Below are 18,405 nucleotides of genomic sequence, written 5' to 3'. Positions count from 1 at the left end.
ACCTGCCCTCCTGGCTCACGGCCTCTGGCCTCGTCGGAGCCGTGCTCTTCGGGCTGCTCTCGGCCTACTTCCCGCCGCTCAACGCGGAGATCTACGCCGTCGCCGCTCCGGTGATCTTCCCCGAGGCCTGGGTGCTCCACGTCAGCGCGATGACCGGCGGCCTCGTCGTCGGCAAGATGACCCACTTCGTGGCCGCGGCGAAGGGAGCGGAGGCCTACAGCCGTCGCCGTGAGGCCAAGGAGGCCCGCGAGGCGCAGGAGGACCGGCAGCCGGCCGGCCCCGTGCGGGAGCGGCTCACCCGGTGGAGCGCCGCGATGATCGGCGTCCTCGACCGCCCGCGGCTCGGCCCCCTCGTCATGCTCGCGAGCTCGGGCATCGGCTTCCCGCCGCTGGCCGTCGTCACCGTCGCCGCCGGGATCAAGCGGGTCAGCACGGTCACCTTCCTCGTCGTGACGACGATCGGCTGCCTCGCGCGCTTCCTCGTCACGGCCTGGCTGGTCAGCCACGGGGTCGCGCTCGGGCAGTGACGGGGCGGCAGCCGGTCCCTGGTGACGTCTCGGGTGCTGACCCGGCGGCGGGAGCGGTCCGGGGCGGCGTCTAGCCTGACGCCCATGACCCAGCACGCAGACCTCACCCCCCGGCAGGCCTGGGAGCGCCTCGAGAGCGACCCCGACGCCGTGCTCGTCGACGTGCGCACCTCGGCGGAGTGGTCCTTCGTCGGGCTGCCCGACCTGACCTCCGTCGGCAAGCGGGTCGTGCCCATCGAGTGGACGACCTTCCCCGACGGCGCGCCCAACCCGCGATTCCTCGACGACCTGCGGGCGAGCATCCCGACCGACGACACCCCGGTGCTCTTCCTCTGCCGCTCGGGCGCCCGCTCGGCCGCCGCGACGGCGGCGGCCACCGCGGCCGGGTACACCGCGGCGCACAACGTCGCCGAGGGCTTCGAGGGAGACCTCGACGCGCAGGGCCACCGCGCCGTCAACGGCTGGAAGCAGGCCGGCCTGCCGTGGAGGCAGGGGTGAGCGCGACTCCCTTCGGTCCCGGTAACCCGCGCCCCTACCTCGACCCGGAGGGGCTCTCGCCGCAGACCCTCGCCATCCGTGGCGGGCAGGCGCGCTCGACCTTCGACGAGACGTCCGAGGCGCTCTACCTGACCTCCGGCTTCGTCTACGGCAGCGCCGAGGAGGCGGAGGCAGCCTTCACCGACGAGGTGGAGAAGTTCGTCTACTCCCGCTACGGCAACCCCACCGTCGCGATGCTCGAGGAGCGGCTGCGCCTGCTCGAGGGGGCCGAGGCTGCCTACGCGACGGCGTCCGGCATGTCGGCCGTCTTCACCGCCCTCGCCGCGCTGCTCGGCAAGGGTGACCGCGTCGTCTCCTCGCGTGGCCTCTTCGGCAGCTGCTTCGTCATCCTCGACGAGATCCTGCCGCGGTGGGGTGTCGAGACCGTCTTCGTCGACGGCCCGGACCTCGACCAGTGGCGTGAGGCGCTCTCCGAGCCGACGACCGCCGTGTTCTTCGAGACGCCGAGCAACCCCATGCAGGAGCTCGTCGACATCGCCGCGGTGAGCGAGCTCGCGCACGCTGCCGGGGCCCAGGTCGTCGTCGACAACGTCTTCGGCACGCCCGCCTTCTCCCGGCCGCTCGAGCACGGCGCCGACATCGTCGTCTACTCGGCGACGAAGCACATCGACGGCCAGGGCCGGGTCCTCGGCGGCGCGATCCTCGGGCCGCAGGACTACATCGACGGGCCGGTCCGCAACCTCATCCGGCACACCGGACCGTCGTTGTCGCCCTTCAACGCCTGGGTGCTGCTCAAGGGCCTGGAGACGATGGACCTGCGGGTGCGGCGGATGGCCGAGTCCTCGCTCGCCGTCGCCCGGGCCCTGCAGGAGCACCCCCGGGTGGCGCGGGTCATCCACCCGTGGCTGCCCGATCACCCGCAGCACGAGCTGGCGCAGCGGCAGATGAGCGGGGGCGGCACGGTCGTCACCTTCGACGTCGTCGGCGGCAAGGCCGAGGCCTTTGCGGTGATGAACGCGCTGCGCACCGTCGACATCTCCAACAACCTCGGCGACTCCAAGTCGCTCATCACCCACCCGGCGACGACGACGCACCGTCGCATGGGCGAAGAGGCGCGGGCCGCGATCGGCATCACCGACGCCACGCTGCGCATCTCCGTCGGCCTCGAGGCCGCCGACGACCTCGTCGCCGACCTGCGCCGCGCGCTGGGGTGACCCGCGCGCACCTTCGCCGCGTGGGCGAGGACGTCGGCCACGCGGCTGCAGGTCAGGTCCGGTGGACACCTGGGTCAGCCGGGCCGCTGGGCCCTCTGACCGTGGTTGTGTGTTGAACCAGTAGTCCTGCGCGCCCGCAGCCGCTGGTGGGGCCCGCCGGCAGGCTGGGCTACCACTTCAACACACAACCATCGGGCGGTCAGGCCGCCAGCACGACCAGGGCCGCGCCGCCCGCGACGAGGGCGACGGCGAGGCCCTGGGCCACCAGGGCGCCGGGGCCGATGCGTACGCCCGCGGCCCGGACGCGGTGCAGCCACAGCAGCGTGGCGAGCGAGCCCCACGGCGTGACGATCGGGGTGACGTCGGTGCCGATGAGCAGGGCCATCAGGCGGGTCGGTGACGTGCCGGCTGCGCTCTCGAGGGCGAGGTAGGCGGGCAGGTTGTTGAGCAGGTTGCCCGCGACGGCGCCCAGGCCGGCAACCCGTGCGAGGTCGCCGAGGCCCTCGCCGCTGCCGGCGAGGCGGGCGAGCAGGTCGCCCGCGCCGGCGTCGACGACGAGCTGGACGACGACGAAGAGCCCGGTGACGACGAGTGCCATGCCCCACGGCGGACGGATCCGTCGCAGCAGGTGCGGAGCGCGCCACCACAGCGTCCCGACGAGGACGAGGGCGGCGACGCCGGCGACGAGCCATGGGGCGGCACCGAGCGCGAAGAGCGGGCCCGTCGTCAGGCAGGTCAGGGCGGCGGTGCGCATGAGCACCTGGTCGTGCGGCGCGGCCGGCGGCTCCACGGCGAAGTGCCCGCGCAGCGCCCGCCGGTGCACGACCCCGAGGACGAGCAGGGTCCCGGCGACCGCCGCCAGGCCCGGCCCGACGGCGAGCGCGACGTAGTCGGCGTGGCTGCCGCCGAGGGTGGCCATGTGCTGCACCGCGAGGAGGTTGGTGAGGTTGGAGACGGGCAGGAAGAGCGAGCCGGTGTTGGCAAGGAAGAGCGTCGTCAGGGCGAAGGGAGCCGGCGGCACCCCGACCTGACGGGCCACCTTCAGGGCGACCGGCGTGAGCAGGACCGCGGTCGTGTCGAGTCCGAGGAAGGTCGTGACGAGGACCGCCAGCGCGGCGAGGAGCAGCCACAGGACGACGACCCGGTGGCCGGCCAAGCGGGCGGTCGCGTGGCCCGCGACGTCGAAGACCCCGGCGAGGTCGCACACCTCGGCGACGACGGTGATCCCGACGAGGAAGGCGATGACCGGCAGGGTCCGGGCGAGGAGGTCGAGGACCTCGTGCGGGCTCATCTCACGGTGGTGTCGAGCACCCAGGGCTGTCCAGGTCGTGCCGGCTCGGTGAGCGCGACGTCGAAGGCCGGCTCGAGGGCGCGGGCGAGGGCCGCGGGGGTGCGCGGCTCGCGGTCGACCCCCAGGAGGTGTCGCGCGACGAGACCACGGGTGTGCTTGGCCATGTGCGTCGCCCCGGGCACCCGGATGTGCACCCAGCGGCGGGCGGTCTCGCCGGTGGGGGTCCAGGCCGCGGCATAGGTGCTCGAGCGGCAGTCGACGACGAGCCCGGTCCCCGCCGCGGCGGTCAGCTCGTCGTCGAGAGCGGGGCGCCAGTGCCCGGCGAGTGGGCCCACCCCGGGCAGGTTGACCGCCATCGACAGGCGGTAGGGCGGGATCCGGTCGGTGGGCCGGACTGCGCCGAAGAGCGCGGAGACCACGACGAGCCAGCGGTTGGCCCGTCGGCGCTGCCCGGGGGTGAGATCGCCGAGGTCGAGGGCGTCGTAGAGGACGCCGGTGTAGACCTGCGCGGCCGGGGGAGCGGGAGTGGTCGTCAGTACGGTGTTGCGGGCGACCTCGTCGACGAGGTTGGGGCTGACCCCGAGCACCGCGTGGGCGTCGTCGGCCGAGCTCGTCGCGGCGACCGCCTCGAGCACCTGCTCTCGGGCCGCCGTCAGCGCGGGGAAGGACAGCGAAGCCAGGTCGAGGGCCTTGCCGCGGGAGCGGCCGGTCTTGGACTCCGAAGGGGGCAGCAGCACGAGCACCCGACGGACGATACGTCAGCCCTCTAGGGTGGCGGGCATGGCAGCCGCACACCGAACCGTCACCCTGCGCCCGACCGATCCCGAGGCGGGTGAGGTGGTCGCCGCCGCCGGCCTGACGCAGCGCTTCGACGCGATCCGGGCCGAGCAGGAGGTGCCGGAGGAGTTCCCCGCCGACGTGCTCGCCGAGGCCGAGCGAGTTGCGGCCCAGCCCCTCTCGCGACCGGAGACCGACCTGACGGACCTCCCCTTCGTCACCATCGACCCGCCCGGCTCGATGGACCTCGACCAGGCCATGCACCTGTCCCGGGAGGGCGACGGCTACCGCGTGCGCTACGCGATCGCCCACCTCGAGTCCTTCGTCGAGCCGGGTGGTGCGATCGACGCCGAGGCGCGACGCCGCGGGCAGACGATCTACGCCCCCGACACCCGCACGCCGCTGCACCCGCCCGTGCTCAGCGAGGGTGCGGCGAGCCTGCTGCCCGACGAGGTGCGCCCGGCCTACGTCTGGGACATCCGCCTCGACGCGACGGGCAAGCACACCGCGGCTGAGGTCCACCCGGCGCTCGTGCGCAGCGTCGAGCGCTTGGAGTACACCGCCGTGCAGGCAGCGGTCGACGGCGGCACCGACGACGAGCGCCTGCTGCTGCTCAAGGAGATCGGTGAGCTGCGGATCGCCCTCGAGCAGCAGCGCGGCGGCGCCTCGCTGCCCATGCCTGACCAGGAGGTCGAGGAGGTCGAAGGGGGCTTCCGCCTGCACCTGCGCCCGCTCGTGCCGTCGGAGGACTGGAATGCCCAGATCTCCCTGCTCACCGGCATGGTCGCCGCCGAGATGATGCTCGAGGCGCGGGTGGGCATCCTGCGCACCATGCCCGAGCCCGAGGAGCAGGCGGTCACCCAGCTGCGCCGCATCGCGGGGGCGCTCGGTGTCGAGTGGGCCGAGGGCACCGCGCACGGCGCCTTCCTGCGGTCGCTCGACGGGTCCGACCCCAAGCACCTGGCCCTGATCCACGAGTCGACCGTGCTCTTCCGCGGGGCCGGCTACACGGCCTTCGACGGGCAGCAGCCCGAGATCGTCGAGCAGGCCGCGATCGCCGCCCCCTACGCCCACGTCACCGCGCCGCTGCGCCGTCTCGTCGACCGCTTCGGCCTGGCGCTGTGCGCGGCGGTGAGTGCGGGGCAGGAGGTGCCGCAGTGGGTGCGTGAGGCGCTGCCGCTGCTGCCCGAGCTCATGGAGATCTCGGACCGTCGCGCCGGCGCCGTCGAGCGCGCGACGACCGATGCCGTCGAGGCCGCGACCCTCGCCGACCGCGTCGGGCAGACCTTCGCCGCCGTCGTCGTCGACACCCCCGACGCGGGCGTCAAGGGCGGCCACCTCGACGTCCAGCTCGTCGACCCGCCCGCCCTGGCCACGGCGAAGGGGAGCGCGGACCTGGGCGCCGAGGTCACGGTGCGCCTGACCGGCGTCGACCTGTCGACGGGCAAGGTCGACTTCGAGGTGGCCTGACTTTCATCCCCTTCGTGCCGTCGGCTAGGGTGTGCCGCAGCGAAAGGGAGTAGTCCCCAACAGGTGTGTCGACACACTGAGCCTCGGCCTCGGCCCCGGCTCCGGCACATCGGGCCAGCACCACTGGCGGACGAGACTTTCGACCGGTTTGTCATACGACGATCCCGGTCGAGGCTCGTCGCACGCAGACTCCTCGTCCGGGCTGGACGAGGAGTTTTTTCATGTTCTCAGCACTGGTGCTCAGCACCGTGGTCATCTTCGTCGCCGAGCTCGGCGACAAGAGCCAGCTCATGGCGATGACCTTCGCGACCCGCTACCGGGCCCGCGACGTCATCCTCGGCATCACCGCCGCCACCGCCCTCGTGCACCTGGCGTCGGTGGGCATCGGCTACTTCATCGGCGCGAGCTTCGAGAAATACCAGAGCCCCATCGCGATCCTCGCCGGCATCGCCTTCCTCGGCTTCGCGGCCTGGACCCTGCGCGGGGACGAGCTCACCGACGAGGAGGCGCAGAAGGCGCGCAAGGCCAAGGGCTCCGCGCTCCTGGCGGTCGGTGTCGCCTTCTTCCTCGCCGAGCTCGGTGACAAGACGATGCTCGCGACGATCACCCTGGCCGTGCGCGAGAACTGGCTCGGCACGTGGATCGGCTCGACGGTCGGCATGGTGGCCGCGGACGCCCTCGCCATCGGTGTCGGCGCGATCCTCGGCCGCAAGCTCCCGGAAAAGGTCATCACCTACGGTGCCGCCGCCGCCTTCGCGATCTTCGGCCTGATCCTCATCGCCGAGGGTCTGGGCTGGCTGGGCTGACACCACGCCGTCCCGACCGGCGAAGGGGAGGTCCCCTCACCCCGTACACTGCTCGACGGATGAGTCGGCCGGACGGCTGCGTCACCGCCTCGGCGGTGTCGAGGAAAGTCCGGGCTCCACAGGGCAGGGTGGTGGCCAACAGCCACCCGGGGTGACCCGCGGGACAGTGCCACAGAAAGCAGACCGCCTCGACGACCTCGGTCGTCGCGGTAAGGGTGAAACGGTGGTGCAAGAGACCACCAGCGATCCGGGTGACCGGATCGGCTCGGTAAACCCCACCCGGAGCAAGTCCAGACAGTGTGCGTCCGAGGGCTGCCCGCCCGAGCACACGGGTAGGACGCTGGAGGTCGTCGGCAACGGCGACCCGAGATGGATGGCCGTCACCCCGGCGCGGGCAACCGCGCCGGGGGACAGAACCCGGCTTACAGGCCGACTCATCCCCACTCCTATGGCGATGGTGGCGTTTCGCCCGGAACGACTGGGAATGTGCAGGGGTCACTGGGCTCTCGGGGTATCGCGGGACGGGCCAGAGGCCGACCTGGTCGGGCTCGGACGGACCAGAGACGGACCCACCCCGGAACGGGGCTTCAGTGAGCGTGTTGTTTGTGAGTGGGCGAGAGACCCTTCCTCGGCTACCGAAAATTGCTGCTGAGCCGTCTAGGGTTGCTGGTGCCGGCCGGGCTGTCAGGCCCCGGTGGGTCGCGACCGTGACAGTGGCGACCACCTTGCACACCTACGAGCGCTCAAGGGGTCGGCCAAGCACATCGCGCAGCAGGCAGCCGAGAAGGACGAGGGGACGTAGTGCAGAAGTCAAGGCACCCGAAGAACCACCGCTTGGCCGACATGTCGACACCAGAGCCTGCGTGGGAGTACTCGCCGCCGAAAGGTGGGGAAGTCATTGAGTACCAAGTGGTTCTCGCGCCAGAGCACCAACTGCACGTTCGACAGACCATCTACCGGAAGATGGTCGTCGACTTCGCCATCATGCAGTTCTTCGTGCAAGAGTGGCGAGCCGAGGTGCACCGAACCGATTGCTGCCATGGGGAAGTCCACGCCCACCAGTTCTTTCAGGGAGTAGACTCCGAGGAGCGCTCCGTGATCTGTGTCATCGACAGAGTTGATGCATGGAAGACCGTGGACCGTAACTTTGTCGAGTGCAATGATCGAGCTGTCGAATCGTTCGCTACCTACTATGACCGCTGGAGGGCCAGATGACAGTTGCGTCAGAACGACTGCAAACGGCGCGTGCCATCGGCCGTGTGCTTGGCACGGTAGAGGGGCGAGACTTCCTCGTGCACAACGGGCATGTTTCTGGAACGCCCATCATCGCGTGTGAGTGGGACACCTCACTGGATGAGGTCATCCAGAATCTGCGCGCCGCCAACCCGCAAACGGCTCAGGCTGCTGTGGCGATCCGCCGAGGAGAGGGCCTCCACTGGATGGGGATTTCACCTTCCAGCGCGAGTGACGCGGGCAAGGATGGCGACGTGCACGCCGGCTCCACCATGGGAATGCTCTACCAAGCGCTCCAAGAGAGTGGCCTGTCCCTGCGCGTGACGAATCTGTCTGTGGCTCGAGCCATGGTGCTTGCCTGAAGAGTGGTTGCCCACCGGCGCGTGATCCGCGCGGTCCGCACACGCCGTCACTCCCGCGTCGTGTGCCGGACCCACCCGATGAAGGCGCCGATCGCGAGCACGACGGCACCGGTGACCACCGACTGCCAGGGCAGGAGCACGGCCACGGCGACGCAGCCGAGCAGGCCGAGCGCCGAGACGACGCGCAGCAACGGGCTGCCGGGCAGGGTGAGCGCACTCGCATTGGCCACCGCGTAGTAGACGAGCACGCAGAAGCTCGAGAAGCCGATGACCCCGCGCAGGTCGACGAGCACGACGAGCACGATGATGAAGCCGGCGACGACGCACTCGGCGCGCCGCGGCAGGTGGTGCGGGCCGTCGAGCCGGGCGAGCGACGGCGGCAGGTGGCGGTCGCGCGCCATGGCGAGCACCGTGCGCGAGACCCCGAGCGTCAGGGCGAGCAGCGCACCGCCCGCCGCGACGACGGCCAGGACCCGCAGGGCCGGCCCGAGCCAGGGCCAGGCCGAGATCTCCGCGGCCTCGGCGAGCGGAGCCTCCCGGGCCGCGACCCACCCGGCCCCGAGGGTGTGGGTGAGCGCGAGGCTGATGAGCACGTAGAGCGCGAGCACGATGCCCAGGGAGATCGCCACGGCGCGGGGGATCGTGCGGCGCGGCTCGACGACCTCCTCGCCGAGGGTGGCCACGCGGGCATAGCCTGCGAAGGCGAAGAAGAGGAAGCCCACGGCCTGGGCGACGCCGAGCACGCCACCGGAGCCGGGCGGCGTCGGCGGGGGCGTGTCGGCGGTGACCGGCGGGCTGGTGAGCAGCACGACGACGAAGACGAGGACGAGCGCGATGACGGTCAGGGCGATGACCCGCGCGACGCCGGCCGAGCGCTGGATGCCCTGGAGGTCGAGCGCGAGGACCGCGAGCACGACGACGACCGCGACGGCCTGCGACCACCCCGGGGCGATGTGCACGCCGATCGTCAGGGCCATCGCGGCGCACGAGGCGATCTTGCCGCTGATGAATCCCCAGCCCGCGAGGTGACCCCACTTGACCCCGAGTCGCTCGCGGCCGTAGACGTAGGCGCCGCCCGACTCCGGGTAGAGAGCCGCCAGCCGTGCGGTGGAGGTCGCATTGGCGGTGGCGAGCAGCCCCGCGACGACGACGGCGACGAGCAGCAGCGAGCCGGCCTGGGCGGCGGCCGGGGCGAAGACGACGAAGAGCCCGGCCCCGAGCATCGAGGCCAGGCCCACACCCACGGCGTCGGTGAGCCCGAGCCGGCGGGAGAGGGCCTGGGAGGAGGCGCCCGGCGAGGTCGTCATGTCCCCAGCCTGCCGCATGGCCCGGTGGCGGGGCGGCGGGACGCGACCGGTCGAGACCGGATCGTGGTCTGCCGCCGAGCCGTCGAGACCGCCGGGAGCGCGCGCCTCAGGAGCCCTTGGCCGCCAGCCGGGCGGCACCGATGATGCCGGCCTTGTTCTTCAGCTTCGCCGGCACGATCGGGGTGCGCAGGTCGAGCAGCGGCAGGAAGGTGTCGGCCTGCTTGCTGACGCCGCCTCCGACGACGAAGAGGTCCGGCCACAGCAGCGCCTCGAGCCGCGAGTAGTAGGCCTGCAGGCGCTCCGCCCACTGCTCCACCGTCAGGTCGTCGCGCTCGCGCACGGACTCGGCGGCGCGGGTCTCCGCGTCGTGGCCGTTGACCTCGATGTGCCCGAGCTCGGTGTTGGGCACGAGCCGACCGTCGACGATCAGGGCGGTGCCGATGCCGGTGCCGAGGGTGGTGAGGACGACGGTGCCCTTCTCTCCCTTCGCCGCGCCGTAGTAGCGCTCGGCGACCCCGGCGGCGTCGGCGTCGTTGACGAGGTGGACCTCGCGGCCGAGCCGGTCGCTGAAGAGCTGGTCGGCGTCGACGCCGATCCACGACTTGTCGATGTTGGCCGCGGTCTGGACGACGCCGTGCATGACGACCGCGGGGATCGTGATGCCCAGAGGCAGGTCCTTCTTCACCGCGAAGTGGTCGGCGATCTGGGCGACGACGTCGCACAGCGCCTCGGGGGTGGACTCCTCCGGCGTCGCGATGCGCAGCCGGTCGTCGGTGAAGCTGCCCTTGTCGAGGTCGACGGGGGCACCCTTGATGCCGCTGCCGCCGATGTCGATGCCCAGGGCGTCGGGCTTCTTGCTCATCGTGTGCCTGCCTTCAGGGGAGGGTGAGGATCTCGTTGCCGTCGTCGGTGATGAGGATCGTGTGCTCGAACTGCGCCGAGGGCCGCCGGTCGCGGGTGACGACGGTCCAGCCGTCGTCCCACAGGTCCCAGTCGGGGGTGCCGAGGTTGAGCATCGGCTCGATGGTGAAGGTCATGCCGGGCTCGATGACCGTCGCGTGCTCCGGGGCCGCGTCGTAGTGCGGCACGACGAGCCCGGAGTGGAAGCTCGTGCCGATGCCGTGGCCGGTGTAGTCGCGCACGACGCCGTAGCCGAAGCGGGCCGCGTAGCGCTCGATGACCCGGCCGATGATGTTGATCTGCCGCCCCGGCAGGGCCGCCTTGATCCCGCGCAGCATCGCCTCGTGGGTGCGCTCGACGAGCAGCCTCGACTCCTCGGCGACGTCACCGGCGAGGAAGGTCGCATTGGTGTCGCCGTGCACGCCGCCGACATATGCGGTGATGTCGATGTTGACGATGTCGCCGTCCTCGATCCGCCGCGAGTCCGGGATGCCGTGGCAGACGACCTCGTTGACCGAGGTGCACAGCGACTTCGGGAAGCCCCGGTAGCCCAGGGTCGACGGGTAGGCGCCGTGGTCGAGGAGGTACTCGTGACCGACCCGGTCGACCTCATCGGTCGTCACGCCGGGAGCGACGGCGGCGCCGGCCGCGGCCAGGGCCTGCGCCGCGATCCGCGACGCGTGCCGCATCCGCTCGATGGTCTCGGCGTCCTTGATCTCGCTGCCGTCGAAGGGGGCCGGTGCCGGGCGGTCGACGTACTCCGGCCGACGGATCGTGGCGGGCACGGACCGACGGGGGGAGACCTCACCGGGTGTCACGGTTGCGGCAGCGGCAGGCATGCGGTGAAGTCTAGGCAACGAGCGCGCGACGGATGCGCTCCGGTCCGCGGCCACCCGCGAGAGAGGACGGCACGACAGATGGCGTACTGGTTCAACATCGAGACCAAGCAGGTCGAGACCGACGACAACCGCTCCCAGGGCGAGGACGTCATGGGGCCCTACGAGACCGAGGCCGAGGCCGCGGCCGCGCTCGCCACCGCCGCGGCCAAGACCGAGGCCTGGGACGAGCAGGACCGCAAGGACCGCGAGTGGGAGACCGGCGACGCCGGCGCCTGACCGCTCCTGCCGACGACATGACGAAGGGAGGGCCCGCACCGGGGTGCGGGCCCTCCCTTCGTCATGTGTGCAGTCAGCGGGGCCGGTGCACCGTGAGGGCGTAGGAGCCGTCACCCGGCCAGCGCTGCGCGTCCCACGTCGCGTAGCGCTGCACGAGGGAGAGGTCGGCGGCGAAGGCCGCCTGCTCGTAGTCCTCGGCCGAGACGGCGGCGGCGCCCTGCGGCTGGTGCCCCGGCAGGGACCAGCCGGCGACGAGCCGACCGTCCGTCGCCAGGTGCGCACGCATCCGGCGCAGCACGTCGACGAGGGTGCCGTCGGCGAGGAAGGGCACGACATTGCCCGCGAGCAGCACGACGTCGAAGGTCTGCGTCGACAGCGACAGCGTCGCGAGGTCGGCGTGGACGAAGCGCGTGACGACATCGCGCTCCCGGGCGACCTCGACCATCGCCGCATCGGCATCGACCCCGACGACGTCGTGCCCGAGGCGGGTCAGCTCGGTCGCGACCCGGCCGGTGCCGCACCCCGCGTCGAGGATGCGGGCAGGCGGCTCGTGCAGCGCGTGGACGAAGCGGGCCTCGCCGTCGAGGTCGGCACCGCCGCTCGCCAGCTCGTCGAAGCGCCGCTGGTAGGCGTGCGCGGCATCGATCCCGCCCGACACCTCCGACCACCGGGTGCGGATCTCGGGCAGGTCGTCGGGAGCCATCGTCAGCTCTCGAAGGAGTGCTCTGCCGCGGGGAAGCTGCCGTCGGCCACGTCGGCGGCGTAGGCACGGGCGGCGTCGCCGAGCACCGTCGCGAGGTCGGCGTAGCGCTTGACGAAGCGCGGTGCCTTGCCGGTGCGCAGGCCGGCCATGTCCTGCCAGACGAGCACCTGGGCGTCGCAGTCGGGGCCGGCGCCGATGCCGATGGTCGGGATGCGCAGCTCGCGGGTGACCTCGGCTGCGGAGGGCGCCGGCACCATCTCCATGACGACGGCGAAGGCGCCGGCCGCCTGCACGGCGTGGGCGTCCTCGAGCAGCTTCGCCGCGGCCTCGCCGCGGCCCTGGACGCGGTAGCCGCCCAGGGTGTGCTCGCTCTGCGGGGTGAAGCCGATGTGCGCCATGACGGGGATGCCCCCCTTCGTCATCCGCTCGATCGTCGGCGCCATCTCGGCGCCGCCCTCGAGCTTGACCGCGTGCGCCAGGCCTTCCTTCATGAGACGGGCCGCGGAGAGGTAGCCCTGCTCGGGAGAGGCCTGGTAGGTGCCGAAGGGGAGGTCCGCCACGATGAGCGCGCTCGCCGCCCCGCCGGCGACGGCGCGGGTCAGCGGGATCATCTCGTCGAGGGTCACGGGGACGGTGGTCTCGTAGCCGTAGACGTTGTTGCCGGCGGAGTCGCCGACGAGCAGCACGGGGATGCCGGCGCCGTCGAAGACCTGCGCGGCGTACATGTCGTAGGCGGTGAGCATGGCCCAGCGCTCGCCGCGCTCCTTCATCGCCTGCAGGTGGGGGATGCGCACCCGCTTGGGGGCGATGGGGGCCGGGGAGGACCCGGAGCCGTAGGGGGCGGTCGTCTCGCTCATGGCACCACCCTAGGGCCCGGGGGTCGTCCCCCTTCGTCGTCCTCGCTCAGGGGCGTTGCGACGGACGGTGAGGCCCGAAGAGTAAAGATTCCTTCAGGAAATCCGGTGGAGTCTCCCAAAAGCCGTCAGATCTTGATTGGGTGCGCATACCCCTGTGGCAGGAGCCACATCATTCCCCTGGAGGATTCGTGAAGAGACGTCACACCCACGTCGTGTCAGGTCTCGCCGCGTCCGCTCTCGTGCTCACCCTCGCGCCCATGGCCGCGAGTGCTGGGACGACCGCCGGCGTGGCGCCCGAGGACCCTGCTGCCTCGACCGCCCGGCACGACGACCTGCCCAACCCGCTCGGTGATGCGCAGCGCGAGCTGCGCAAGGACGCCGTCGACCAGCTGCTGGCCGGCGAGGCCAAGGTGGTCACCAAGAACGGCACCAAGGTCATCGAGGTCAAGAGCAAGGACAAGGCGGAGCGGCACACCACCGCCGCGGGTGTCACCAAGGACAAGGGCCCCAAGGGGCGCACGAAGTACGTCCAGTACGACGTCAACCGCGAGGCCTCGGTCTTCACGATCCTCACGGACTTCGGCGACCAGACGATCCCGGAGGCCGGCGGCGAGGCCGGCCCGGTCAACAACGAGATCCCCGAGCCGGACCGCGCCAACAACAACTCGACGATCTGGGACGACAACTTCGGTCGCGACCACTACCTCGACCTGATGTTCGGCGAGGGCAAGGAGTCCTTCAAGGACTTCTACCTCAAGCAGTCCAACGGTCGCTTCCTCACCAAGGGCGACGTCAGCGACTGGGTGACCGTCCCCTACAACGAGGCCCGCTACGGCTCCAACGAGCTCGCCTCCGAGGCCGACGGCTACTGGAACTACGTCAAGGACACCGCGCAGGCCTGGTACGACGACCAGGTCGCCCAGGGCAAGTCCAACGCCGAGATCCAGGACTACCTCGCGCAGTTCGACGTCTGGGACCGCTACGACTTCGACGGTGACGGCGACTTCAACGAGCCCGACGGCTACATCGACCACTTCCAGGCGATCCACGCCGGTGAGGGCGAGGAGGCCGGCGGCGGTGCCCAGGGCGAGGACGCCATCTGGAGCCACCGCTGGTACGCCTACAGCAACAACGCCGGCAAGACCGGCCCCGCGCAGAACAAGCTCGGCGGTGTGCCGCTGGGTGACTCCGGTATCTGGATCGGTGACTACACGACCGAGCCCGAGAACGGCGGTCTGGGTGTCTTCACCCACGAGTTCGGCCACGACCTCGGTCTGCCCGACCTCTACGACACCGCGGGTGGCGACAACGGCACCGGCTTCTGGACCCTGATGTCCGGTGGCTCGTGGCTCAACGACGGCACCGAGGACATCGGCTCCAGCCCGGGCTACATGGGTGCCTGGGAGAAGCTGCAGCTCGGCTGGCTCGACTACACGACGGTCAACCCCGGCGAGAAGAAGAACTTCAAGCTCGGCCCGGCCGACCGTGACGACGCCAAGCTCGCGCAGGCCGCTGCGGTCGTCCTGCCCAAGGAGACCGTCGAGACCGACTACAACACCCCGCACTCGGGCAGCTACGAGTGGTGGTCCGGGTCGGACAACGACCTCAACACCTCGCTCACCCGCGAGATCGACCTCACCGGTGCGACGTCGGCCGACCTGACCGCTCAGCTGGCCCTGAGCACCGAGGCGGACTACGACTACCTCTACACCGAGGTCAGCACCGACGGCGGTTCCTCGTGGGAGGAGCTGTCCGCGGACGACGGCGGCGACCTGTCGTGGAACGAGGTCTCCCACGACCTGAGCGCCTACGCCGGCAAGAAGATCCTCTTCCGCTGGCGCTACCAGACCGACGGCGGTGTCTCGGAGAAGGGCGCCTTCGTCGACGACATCACGATCACCGTCGACGGTGCGACCGTGCTGTCCGACGACGTCGAGTCCGGTGACAACGGCTGGACGGCCGACGGCTGGACCCGCATGTCGGGCTCCACGTCCGAGGAGGTCCAGAGCTACTACCTCGCCGAGAACCGCGTGTACTCCGGGTACGACAAGAACCTCAAGACCGGTCCGTACAACTTCGGCTGGGCCACGACCCGTCCCGACTGGGTCGAGCGCTTCCCGTACCAGGACGGCCTGCTCGTCTGGTACATCAACAACGCCTACGCCGACAACAACACGAGCACGCACCCCGGCTACGGCCAGGTCCTGCCCGTGGACGCGCGACCGACCCCGGTCACCTTCCCGAACGGCGCGCTGCTCGGCAACCGTCGTCAGCCCTTCGACGCGACCTTCGGGACGCAGCGCACCGACGCGGTGACCTTCCACAACAAGGGCGTCGCGAGCCAGGTGCCGTCGCAGCCGGCGATCACCACCTTCGACGACTCCGACCCGGACCGCTACTGGTCCGAGCAGAACCCGTGGAGCTCGACGAAGGTGGCCGGTTCGGGCACGACCATCAGGGTCAAGAGCCAGTCCGGTGACAACGTCAACCTCCAGGTCCAGGCGGGCACCCGCTGATCTGAGCGTCACCAGGACGGCCCGTCCCACCCCCTTCGTCGGGGTGGGGCGGGCCGTTGCTCGTGCGGCGCGGACCGGCCTGCGGACAACGGCGGCCATCGGTGGTTATGGTCGGCAGGGTGAACGCCGACGCCGACGTCCCGAGCCAGCCGTCCTCCCCGGTCGAGCGGGCCCTCGTGGCCCGCGGCTGGGCCGACATCGACCTCGTCGAGCGGCTCGGGCCCGGGCCCTCCCGCCGGGCCCGCGAGGCGGTCATGGTCGCCGACCGCGACCGCGCCCGGGCCTGGTACCGGCCCCCACAGCGCGAGCACTCGGCCGAAGGGGAGGTCCCGCCGGCGTCCGAGTCCAATGTCGTGCGCTTCCGGCGCGTCGTCGGCTTCATCTCGCCGGGGGAGCGGATCTTCGAGGTGGGTGTCGGGCAGGGCGTCCTCGCGACCCTCATGCTGCGTGACGGCGAGGCCGCGAGCTACCGCGGCATCGAGCTCGAGCAGCGATGGGTGGACGCCACCCGCGCCATGCTCGCGACCAACGGGCTCGCCGACCGCAGCTCGGTCGACCTCGGCAACCTCTACGACCTCACCCGGGCCGACGTCGAGGCGAGCGGGGCGAGCCTCGTCGTGTGCTGCGAGGTCGTCGAGCACGTGCCCGACCCCGACGAGGCCGTGCGCACGCTCGCCCGTGCCCTGCCCGAGGGCACGGACCTGCTCTTCTCGGTGCCGCTCGTCGGCCGTCTCGAGGGCGTGTGGGGGCACACCCAGGCCTTCGGCGCCGCACGGCTGCACCGGCTGCTCGGCCAGGCGGGTCTGGTCGCCCACCACGTCGAGGTGCTCCACGACACCTGGGCCTTCGTCCTCGCCTCGACGAGCACCGATCCCTCGCCGCGGGCGGCGCGCATCCTCGAGGCCGAGAGCGGTCCGGACCCGCAGCGCTTCCTCGAGCCGTCCTTCACGGCCATGGACAACGTGCCGGTGACCGAGCTGGAGCGGCGCGAGCCGCACTGGGTCAAGCGGGTCGAGGACCTGGCCGTCGAGCCCTGCCTGCGGGAGGCGCACCGCCCCGAGGGGCCGGTCGACGGGCTGCGCGTCACCGGGCGATCGGGCTACGTCTTCAAGGGGCCCGGTCGCGGGTGGTCCTCGTACGCCGGGCTCGCCTTCGCCGTGCCCAGCGGTGTGCAGGGGGCGCGGCTCCAGCTCGATGTGCCCGACCTCGACGCCGCCGACGAGGTGCGGGTCGAGTGGCGCCGCGATGGCGAGCGCTGCGGGCTGTGGGTGTGGAAGCCCCGCGAGGACCGGCCCGCAACCCGCTACCCGACCTTCCTCATCGCCCCCGACCGGCAGGGCGCCATCCTGCGTCGCACGCCCGGCTCCCGGGTCGTGGGGGCCGACGAGGTCGAGGTCGTCGTGCGGGCGCACGAGGACGCGCCGATTGACTTCGCCGTCCGGCGGTGGGCCTGGGTGAGCTGAGCGCCTCGCGTGGGGCAGGATGGGCCGCATGGATCGTCAGCAGGAGTTCGTCCTCCGCACCATCGAGGAGCGGGACATCCGGTTCGTCCGGTTGTGGTTCACCGATGTCCTCGGCACGCTCAAGTCGGTCGCCATCGCCCCCGCGGAGCTCGAGGGCGCCTTCGGCGAGGGGATCGGCTTCGACGGGTCGGCCATCGAGGGCTTCACCCGCGTCTACGAGGCGGACATGCTCGCCCGCCCCGACCCCTCGACCTTCCAGGTGCTGCCGTGGCGCGGTGAGCACCCCGGCACCGCCCGGATGTTCTGCGACATCCAGCTGCCCGACGGCAGCCCGGCCCTCGCCGACGCGCGCTACGTGCTGCGCCGCACCCTCGGCAAGGCCGCCGACATGGGCTTCAGCTTCTACACCCACCCCGAGATCGAGTTCTTCCTGCTCAAGCAGGGCACGCCCCGCGGGGAGCGGCCGGAGCCGGTCGACGAGGGTGGCTACTTCGACCACGTGCCGAAGGGGGAGGCCCACGACTTCCGTCGTGCCGCCATCACCATGCTCGAGTCGGTGGGCATCTCCGTGGAGTTCAGCCACCACGAGGGGGCCCCGGGGCAGAACGAGATCGACCTGCGCTACGCCGACGCGCTGTCGATGGCGGACAACATCATGACCTTCCGCACCGTGGTCAAGGAGGTGGCCCTCGAGCAGGGGGTCTACGCGACCTTCATGCCCAAGGTCTTCGCCGAGCACCCCGGCAGCGGGATGCACACCCACCTCTCGCTCTTCGAGGGCGACACCAATGCCTTCTACGAGGCCGGTGCCCCCTACCGGCTGAGCAAGGTCGGCCGTCAGTTCATCGCCGGCCTGCTCCACCACGGTCGCGAGTTCACGGCCGTGACCAACCAGTGGGTCAACAGCTACAAGCGCCTGTGGGGCGGCGGCGAGGCGCCGGCGCACCTGACATGGGGCCACAACAACCGCTCGGCGATGGTCCGGGTGCCGATGTACAAGCCCAACAAGAGCAACTCCAGCCGGGTCGAGCTGCGCAGTCTCGACGCGGCGTGCAACCCCTACCTCGCCTTCGCCGTCACCCTCGCCGCAGGGCTCAAGGGCATCGAGGAGGGCTACGAGCTGCCGGCGGAGACCGAGGACGACGTGTGGAGCCTCACCGACCGCGAGCGCAAGGCGATGGGCATCAAGCCGCTGCCGTCGAGCCTCGCCGAGGCCATCGAGGCGATGGAGGAGAGCGAGCTCGTCGCCGAGACCCTGGGCGAGCACGTCTTCGACTTCTTCCTGCGCAACAAGCGCCAGGAGTGGGCCGACTACCGCAACCAGGTCACCCCCTTCGAGCTGGAACATCTGCTGCCGCGACTGTGA

18 protein-coding genes and 1 other RNA gene are annotated in these 18,405 nt (G+C 71.3%); 12 read left to right on the top strand and 7 right to left on the bottom strand.

From position 1 onward, the window contains the following. Window positions 1-41: 41 nt before the first annotated feature. The 3 genes from NMQ01_RS09330 (at window position 42) to NMQ01_RS09320 (ending at window position 2,239) form a co-directional block, all read left to right on the top strand. Window positions 42-527 (top strand): hypothetical protein, encoded by a 486-nt coding sequence (locus NMQ01_RS09330; protein ID WP_255183671.1) that lies wholly within the window; start codon window positions 42-44, stop codon window positions 525-527. Between the two features lie 84 nt (window positions 528-611). Next, the gene (locus tag NMQ01_RS09325; protein ID WP_255183670.1) at window positions 612-1,025 is read left to right on the top strand and encodes a rhodanese-like domain-containing protein; all 414 of its coding nucleotides are present in this window, start codon (window positions 612-614) and stop codon (window positions 1,023-1,025) included. Further along, window positions 1,022-2,239, top strand: a complete 1,218-nt coding sequence (locus NMQ01_RS09320) for an O-succinylhomoserine sulfhydrylase (RefSeq protein WP_255183669.1) — start codon at window positions 1,022-1,024, stop codon at window positions 2,237-2,239. Before NMQ01_RS09325 ends, NMQ01_RS09320 begins: the two co-directional genes overlap by 4 nt. A 199-nt stretch (window positions 2,240-2,438) precedes the next feature. Here the strand turns inward: NMQ01_RS09320 and NMQ01_RS09315 are convergent, their stop codons facing one another. Both NMQ01_RS09315 and NMQ01_RS09310 read right to left on the bottom strand, forming a co-directional pair. Continuing rightward, window positions 2,439-3,530 (bottom strand): SLC13 family permease, encoded by a 1,092-nt coding sequence (locus NMQ01_RS09315; protein WP_255183668.1) that lies wholly within the window; start codon window positions 3,528-3,530, stop codon window positions 2,439-2,441. Continuing rightward, a complete protein-coding gene (locus NMQ01_RS09310) occupies window positions 3,527-4,273 on the bottom strand; it encodes a YaaA family protein (protein ID WP_255183667.1) in 747 nt (248 codons plus the stop codon). The genes NMQ01_RS09315 and NMQ01_RS09310 overlap by 4 nt, the downstream gene beginning before the upstream one ends. Before the next feature lie 28 nt (window positions 4,274-4,301). Between NMQ01_RS09310 and NMQ01_RS09305 the strand changes: the two genes are divergently transcribed. The 5 genes from NMQ01_RS09305 (at window position 4,302) to NMQ01_RS09285 (ending at window position 8,178) form a co-directional block, all read left to right on the top strand. Further along, window positions 4,302-5,777, top strand: coding sequence for an RNB domain-containing ribonuclease (locus tag NMQ01_RS09305; RefSeq protein ID WP_255183666.1), 1,476 nt, complete (start codon window positions 4,302-4,304; stop codon window positions 5,775-5,777). Between the two features lie 221 nt (window positions 5,778-5,998). Beyond that, window positions 5,999-6,583 (top strand): TMEM165/GDT1 family protein, encoded by a 585-nt coding sequence (locus NMQ01_RS09300; RefSeq protein WP_255183665.1) that lies wholly within the window; start codon window positions 5,999-6,001, stop codon window positions 6,581-6,583. 60 nt (window positions 6,584-6,643) lie between these two features. Next, an RNA gene (gene rnpB, locus NMQ01_RS09295) (RNase P RNA component class A) lies at window positions 6,644-7,024 on the top strand. 393 nt (window positions 7,025-7,417) lie between these two features. After that, on the top strand, window positions 7,418-7,798 hold the full coding sequence (locus NMQ01_RS09290; RefSeq protein WP_255183664.1) for a hypothetical protein: 381 nt from the start codon (window positions 7,418-7,420) through the stop codon (window positions 7,796-7,798). Further along, window positions 7,795-8,178, top strand: coding sequence for a hypothetical protein (locus NMQ01_RS09285; RefSeq protein WP_255183663.1), 384 nt, complete (start codon window positions 7,795-7,797; stop codon window positions 8,176-8,178). The genes NMQ01_RS09290 and NMQ01_RS09285 overlap by 4 nt, the downstream gene beginning before the upstream one ends. 47 nt (window positions 8,179-8,225) lie before the next feature. Here NMQ01_RS09285 and NMQ01_RS09280 read toward each other — a convergent pair whose 3' ends face one another. The 3 genes from NMQ01_RS09280 to map all read right to left on the bottom strand — a co-directional run bounded on the left by NMQ01_RS09280 (window position 8,226) and on the right by map (window position 11,224). Continuing rightward, window positions 8,226-9,485: an APC family permease gene (locus NMQ01_RS09280; protein WP_255183662.1), complete on the bottom strand. Its 1,260-nt coding sequence runs from the start codon at window positions 9,483-9,485 to the stop codon at window positions 8,226-8,228. A 106-nt stretch (window positions 9,486-9,591) separates the two neighbouring features. Further along, window positions 9,592-10,347, bottom strand: a complete 756-nt coding sequence (gene ppgK, locus NMQ01_RS09275) for a polyphosphate--glucose phosphotransferase (protein WP_255183661.1) — start codon at window positions 10,345-10,347, stop codon at window positions 9,592-9,594. Window positions 10,348-10,360: 13 nt separating this feature from the next. Then, on the bottom strand, window positions 10,361-11,224 hold the full coding sequence (gene map, locus NMQ01_RS09270) for a type I methionyl aminopeptidase (protein WP_255183660.1): 864 nt from the start codon (window positions 11,222-11,224) through the stop codon (window positions 10,361-10,363). Between the two features lie 78 nt (window positions 11,225-11,302). Between map and NMQ01_RS09265 the strand changes: the two genes are divergently transcribed. Then, window positions 11,303-11,500 carry a methionine aminopeptidase gene (locus NMQ01_RS09265; protein WP_255183659.1) on the top strand — a complete coding sequence of 66 codons (198 nt, stop codon included), beginning with the start codon at window positions 11,303-11,305 and terminating at the stop codon, window positions 11,498-11,500. A gap of 73 nt (window positions 11,501-11,573) precedes the next feature. On the opposite strand, the gene NMQ01_RS09260 is transcribed toward NMQ01_RS09265, so the two are convergent. Both NMQ01_RS09260 and panB read right to left on the bottom strand, forming a co-directional pair. Next, window positions 11,574-12,203, bottom strand: coding sequence for a bifunctional 2-polyprenyl-6-hydroxyphenol methylase/3-demethylubiquinol 3-O-methyltransferase UbiG (locus tag NMQ01_RS09260; RefSeq protein WP_255183658.1), 630 nt, complete (start codon window positions 12,201-12,203; stop codon window positions 11,574-11,576). 2 nt (window positions 12,204-12,205) lie between these two features. After that, entirely contained in the window at window positions 12,206-13,060 is an 855-nt protein-coding gene (panB, locus tag NMQ01_RS09255; RefSeq protein ID WP_255183657.1) for a 3-methyl-2-oxobutanoate hydroxymethyltransferase, read from the bottom strand. Window positions 13,061-13,248: 188 nt separating this feature from the next. Here panB and NMQ01_RS09250 point away from each other — a divergent pair, with 188 nt between their 5' ends. The 3 genes from NMQ01_RS09250 (at window position 13,249) to NMQ01_RS09240 (ending at window position 18,405) form a co-directional block, all read left to right on the top strand. Then, complete coding sequence (locus NMQ01_RS09250; RefSeq protein WP_255183656.1) at window positions 13,249-15,576, top strand: immune inhibitor A domain-containing protein; 2,328 nt, start codon at window positions 13,249-13,251, stop codon at window positions 15,574-15,576. A 119-nt stretch (window positions 15,577-15,695) separates the two neighbouring features. Then, complete coding sequence (locus tag NMQ01_RS09245; RefSeq protein WP_255183655.1) at window positions 15,696-17,039, top strand: methyltransferase domain-containing protein; 1,344 nt, start codon at window positions 15,696-15,698, stop codon at window positions 17,037-17,039. Between the two features lie 28 nt (window positions 17,040-17,067). After that, complete coding sequence (locus NMQ01_RS09240; RefSeq protein ID WP_255183654.1) at window positions 17,068-18,405, top strand: glutamine synthetase family protein; 1,338 nt, start codon at window positions 17,068-17,070, stop codon at window positions 18,403-18,405.

It is taken from the genome of Janibacter sp. CX7, from assembly GCF_024362365.1.
Classification (GTDB): Bacteria; Actinomycetota; Actinomycetes; order Actinomycetales; family Dermatophilaceae; genus Janibacter.
Note: the sequence above shows the minus strand (reverse complement) of the source record. Positions and strands in the feature narration are given on the sequence as shown.

Coding starts and splice junctions, on each gene's coding strand:
- NMQ01_RS09325 (WP_255183670.1), top strand. CDS start 612: ATGACCCAGCACGCAGACCTCACCCCCCGGCAGGCCTGGGAGCGCCTC.
- NMQ01_RS09315 (WP_255183668.1), bottom strand. CDS start 3,530: ATGAGCCCGCACGAGGTCCTCGACCTCCTCGCCCGGACCCTGCCGGTC.
- NMQ01_RS09300 (WP_255183665.1), top strand. CDS start 5,999: ATGTTCTCAGCACTGGTGCTCAGCACCGTGGTCATCTTCGTCGCCGAG.
- NMQ01_RS09285 (WP_255183663.1), top strand. CDS start 7,795: ATGACAGTTGCGTCAGAACGACTGCAAACGGCGCGTGCCATCGGCCGT.
- NMQ01_RS09280 (WP_255183662.1), bottom strand. CDS start 9,485: ATGACGACCTCGCCGGGCGCCTCCTCCCAGGCCCTCTCCCGCCGGCTC.
- ppgK (WP_255183661.1), bottom strand. CDS start 10,347: ATGAGCAAGAAGCCCGACGCCCTGGGCATCGACATCGGCGGCAGCGGC.
- map (WP_255183660.1), bottom strand. CDS start 11,224: ATGCCTGCCGCTGCCGCAACCGTGACACCCGGTGAGGTCTCCCCCCGT.
- NMQ01_RS09265 (WP_255183659.1), top strand. CDS start 11,303: ATGGCGTACTGGTTCAACATCGAGACCAAGCAGGTCGAGACCGACGAC.
- NMQ01_RS09260 (WP_255183658.1), bottom strand. CDS start 12,203: ATGGCTCCCGACGACCTGCCCGAGATCCGCACCCGGTGGTCGGAGGTG.
- panB (WP_255183657.1), bottom strand. CDS start 13,060: ATGAGCGAGACGACCGCCCCCTACGGCTCCGGGTCCTCCCCGGCCCCC.
- NMQ01_RS09240 (WP_255183654.1), top strand. CDS start 17,068: ATGGATCGTCAGCAGGAGTTCGTCCTCCGCACCATCGAGGAGCGGGAC.